The sequence below is a fragment of the Neptunicoccus sediminis genome, from assembly GCF_001719615.1.
GTDB lineage: Bacteria > Pseudomonadota > Alphaproteobacteria > Rhodobacterales > Rhodobacteraceae > Amylibacter > Amylibacter sediminis.
The window spans coordinates 1-3,597 of the sequence record NZ_MDVX01000068.1 but is presented as its reverse complement, the minus strand read 5'-3'; the positions used below and the strand labels follow the sequence as shown (position 1 = coordinate 3,597).

At 60.5% G+C, this 3,597-nt stretch carries 6 protein-coding genes; all 6 read right to left on the bottom strand.

What is annotated here, in order from left to right; translation table 11 throughout:
• Positions 1-333 precede the first annotated feature (333 nt).
• Entirely contained in the window at positions 334-933 is a 600-nt protein-coding gene (locus BFV97_RS18295) for a rhomboid family intramembrane serine protease (protein WP_069301785.1), read from the bottom strand.
• A 129-nt stretch (positions 934-1,062) separates the two neighbouring features.
• The gene (locus BFV97_RS18290) at positions 1,063-1,599 is read right to left on the bottom strand and encodes a hypothetical protein (RefSeq protein WP_245667837.1); all 537 of its coding nucleotides are present in this window, start codon (positions 1,597-1,599) and stop codon (positions 1,063-1,065) included.
• Between the two features lie 154 nt (positions 1,600-1,753).
• A complete protein-coding gene (locus BFV97_RS18285; protein WP_069301783.1) occupies positions 1,754-2,482 on the bottom strand; it encodes a DUF736 family protein in 729 nt (242 codons plus the stop codon).
• A 124-nt stretch (positions 2,483-2,606) separates the two neighbouring features.
• On the bottom strand, positions 2,607-2,909 hold the full coding sequence (locus tag BFV97_RS18280; protein ID WP_069301782.1) for a hypothetical protein: 303 nt from the start codon (positions 2,907-2,909) through the stop codon (positions 2,607-2,609).
• Positions 2,910-3,009: 100 nt separating this feature from the next.
• Positions 3,010-3,471 carry a DUF6915 family protein gene (locus tag BFV97_RS18275; protein ID WP_069301781.1) on the bottom strand — a complete coding sequence of 154 codons (462 nt, stop codon included), beginning with the start codon at positions 3,469-3,471 and terminating at the stop codon, positions 3,010-3,012.
• Position 3,472: 1 nt separating this feature from the next.
• Positions 3,473-3,597, bottom strand: a 125-nt coding sequence (locus tag BFV97_RS19225) for a DUF6878 family protein (protein WP_342672154.1), incomplete at its 5' end; no start/stop codon positions are given.

The following is a 3,597-nucleotide window of genomic DNA, read 5'->3' as shown; positions in this document are numbered from 1 at the left end:
GGCAAAGAAAACAAGAAAGGAGATGCCAGCATTGACCACAACATGACCGCTGAGACATAAACAAGGGTGGGTCAAATCTCGGTGAAAATACCGGGTCACTTCTCAACGGAAATCAACACACAATCGCGTTTCCGGGCTCGAGCCGATCTTAATCGATCATCTCTGGATCGAGATGTAGTCGATGGCACCATACCGGCGGCAAAACTACTTTTCAGATGTCGCCGCCTCTCGCCTCCACATTGCACGGCCGCTATTCTGAGTGGCAGCTCCAAGGAATGCCGTCGCGCAGCCCAATACCGAACTGACCGTCCGCTCTGGGCCGATTGCACTGTTTCATTCCAGATCGACGCCGCCGAGGCGCGGCGCATGGACATGCGTCCGGACAAGGACTGCAGCGACCGCGCCCGCGATGGCGCCGAAGAGATGCGCCTCCCACGAGACGCCGGGTTGGCCCGGAAGAACGCCCCATAGGATGGAGCCGTAGAGGACACCAACCACCAGTGCCGCGCCCAGCGTGATCGGGGAGCGATCCACAAGACCGCGCGTCACGAGGAAGCCGAACCAGCCGAAGACCAACCCTGACGCACCGATATGGATGGCCGAACCGCCGAACAGCCACACGAGACCGCCGCCGAGGCCGATCACCATGGCGTTCACGGCCAGCAAGGCCCGCGTGGTCGTGGCCACCAGAAGCCCGCCCATAACCAATAGCAGCGGCGTATTGGCCATAAGGTGCGCGAAGCTCCCATGCAGGAGGGGCATAGCGATGACACCATCCAACCCGCCGAGATATCGGGGGATCAGCCCGAAGGCCGGGTTCAAACCGTACCCGATGATCCAATTGATGACCTGGACCGCCCAAAGCAGCGCGACAAAGGCGACAAGCGCCGCGGCGCGCCGAAAGAAGACGCGCACGTGATCCCAGTTCATCATGTTGGCGACAGTAGACGTCCCCACAGCACCTTCAACGGCTTTCGCGCGCTGCACTGGATGCCGTCGCCTGCAACGGAGTTCAGGGCCGCCAACCTCGGTACGGCTCAAGCCAAGAGAATCGCTTCGATCTTACACCGTGTTGCCATGCCTTAGGGGCATGATTTCACGCTCGGGGCGCTTCAGGGCTTCGGCGTATTTGCGGGCATTGTCATCGATCGTGCCGTGCCAAAGCTTCGAGACGAAGGCCCGGGCGTCTTGGACTGTCATGTCTTTCAGCGATGAGGACAGCGCCATGAAAAGCTCATCCTCGCTGATCGCAGCGGCACTGTGCATGGCGTCCGCGTAAAATGAAGGGTCGTTCAGGACCTGTTCGCTTAGCGGCATCAGCGCGAGGTTATCTTCCGGGATCGCCATGAAGACCGTGTCCTGCAAGTCGGTCAGATAAGCGCGGCGCGATGTGGACACCGGCTTTCCTGCCGCCTTGGCCTCCAGATATCCCTGCCTGGTCTTTTCGAACTTCGATTTGGCAAATGACATGATGACATCACGCTGTCGGGCGGGTAGCGCAAATCCGGTGCAGCGCTCGATATGGGCGAGGAGATCTGCAACCTCTGCCTCAAGATCAAAGTTGTCAAACCATAGAACCGTCCCTGGTCTAGCCGCCACGCGCCCGCCCTCGATGTTTCGATAATATATTATCGTATCACATCTACACCTGATCGCAAGCGGGTGGCGTCCTCCACGTAAACGGACATGGAAAAAGGGGAACCGCGTTCCCGCGGATCCCCATGCCCTTCCAGTGTTGAGGTTTGTCGTCCGATCACGCGACCAGCGACAGCCCCGCGCCTGCGTCCTGCGGCTGTTCACCGCTGTCGATGAACGGGATGATCGAGAAGGTCTGCCCGCCGCGCTGTTCTTCGTTCTGCACGGCGTTGACGCGCAGGTCGCCATCGGGCGTGTTGATCAGCAGCGACAGGTAGTCATTGCCCGTGCGGTTGCTTTTGGCCATCCACGCCGAGCCGACGCGGATCGGTGTGCCCCGGGGCGAGCTGACCTCGATCCGGTAATCGGGGTGGGTCTCCTCGGATTTGTAGCTGTTCTCGATCAGCATGAACTCCAGATCGAACATCATGTTGGCGATGTAGCCGGTGAAGGCGTTGTCAGCGTTCATGGCGGTGAGCTCGCCCGAGATCGAGCCGGATTTCATCAGGCCGTTCGAGACCAGCGGGATGATCTCGAATTCGCCGCTTTGGGCCGCGCGCGCCTCTTTCGTCTGCACCGCGTTGACCCGGAAGGGGCCCAAGCCGACATCGATCTGCATCGAGATGTAGGGGTTGCCGCTGGTATTGCCGGTCTCGTTCCAGGCCGTACCGATGCGCACCTTGCGGCCTGATTTGTTGACTGCCGTCACGTCAAAATCCGGGCTGCGCTCGGACATCTTCGGGCGGGTTTCAAGCTGGATGGCGATGTCAAAGCGTGTCGAGTGGATCATGCCGGTGTACTGAGCGGCTGCGGTCTCGACATTGCGGGTGAGGGTTCCTGCGAACATGGGATGGTTCCTTTTGGATTGGCCGGTGTCTGACGTCCTTGCCAGCGCATCCGGGATTGCTTTCTCGACCCCTTGAGGGATCACAAATCAGAAAGCCTGCTTTCCTTTCAGCCCCGCCCACGGGTCAGATCTGCCGTCCGAGTGGGAATGCACCCACGCCTCCGGGTGCTACGCCCCTCCCCTTCCCGTCTGGTCTTGATTGGCTGCCCGGATTTTCCGCGCTGTCCTTCGATCGCGCGATGAAGAACTCCGCCTCTTTTCCGTTCAACCGGTGCCCGCCCCGGTCGGTCAGACCGATGCAGCTACCATTCGACACATAGGTGATGAGGTACTGACCGAGCCGGTCCTTGTGGACAACGTAGCCGGTATTGGCCCAATGCACGGTCTGGCCGGCATCGACGGCGGCCTTGATTTCATCGAGTGTCATGGGGTCCTCCTTACGAAGAATGGTGGGGAAACGACGCAAGAAGCCCGATCTTCCAACCGGGCTTCCATGCAGTATTCGTTTGGCAAACGGCCGAGAGCTGTCAGGCGCTTTGCGTGGATTGCGTCGCGCGCGCCGCCATCCAATCCTTCAGGCCAAGAACCGTTCTTCCGGCGGCGACCTCGGAGGCCCAGGCAACCCTTGGGTCGCCGCAGGGCTCATCGCCGGAATGCCGGTCGATGTGGCCATTGGCCATCCATGGCTCAGGCTGTATCCGTCGCAGCCAGTCCGCCATGCTCGGAATGCGGCCCTGGCAGTCCTCACGGACATGCTGCTCGCCGATCCAGCGCACGGGGAGTTCTCGACCAGCGCTATTGGTCAGGGTCAGGCCGAAGACACGTTCGGCCTCGAACAGGCCTTGGGCATGGTGGCGCATGGCTCGGTGCGTGAAGAGCGCGAGGTGCTCTTTCGAGGCATCGAACCAGTCATGTATGGACTGATAGTCAGACGGCACCCCGCCGAATTTCCGGGCGGAGCTTTCGGCATGATGAAGCGGATGGGCCATCTCAAAGACCCTCGTCATAGCTGTGCGAGCATTCGACATAGCGGTCCGCGTGATCGAGCGTGATGCTGTCTGCTGCAATGTCCCAAGTCAGCGTGCCATAGCCGCCCTCATTGTTCTCGAACCCCG

Bases quoted from the DNA above. Each gene is read 5' to 3' on its own strand.
- BFV97_RS18280 (WP_069301782.1), bottom strand. From the start codon at position 2,909: ATGACACTCGATGAAATCAAGGCCGCCGTCGATGCCGGCCAGACCGTG.
- BFV97_RS18285 (WP_069301783.1), bottom strand. From the start codon at position 2,482: ATGTTCGCAGGAACCCTCACCCGCAATGTCGAGACCGCAGCCGCTCAG.
- BFV97_RS18295 (WP_069301785.1), bottom strand. From the start codon at position 933: ATGATGAACTGGGATCACGTGCGCGTCTTCTTTCGGCGCGCCGCGGCG.
- BFV97_RS18275 (WP_069301781.1), bottom strand. From the start codon at position 3,471: ATGGCCCATCCGCTTCATCATGCCGAAAGCTCCGCCCGGAAATTCGGC.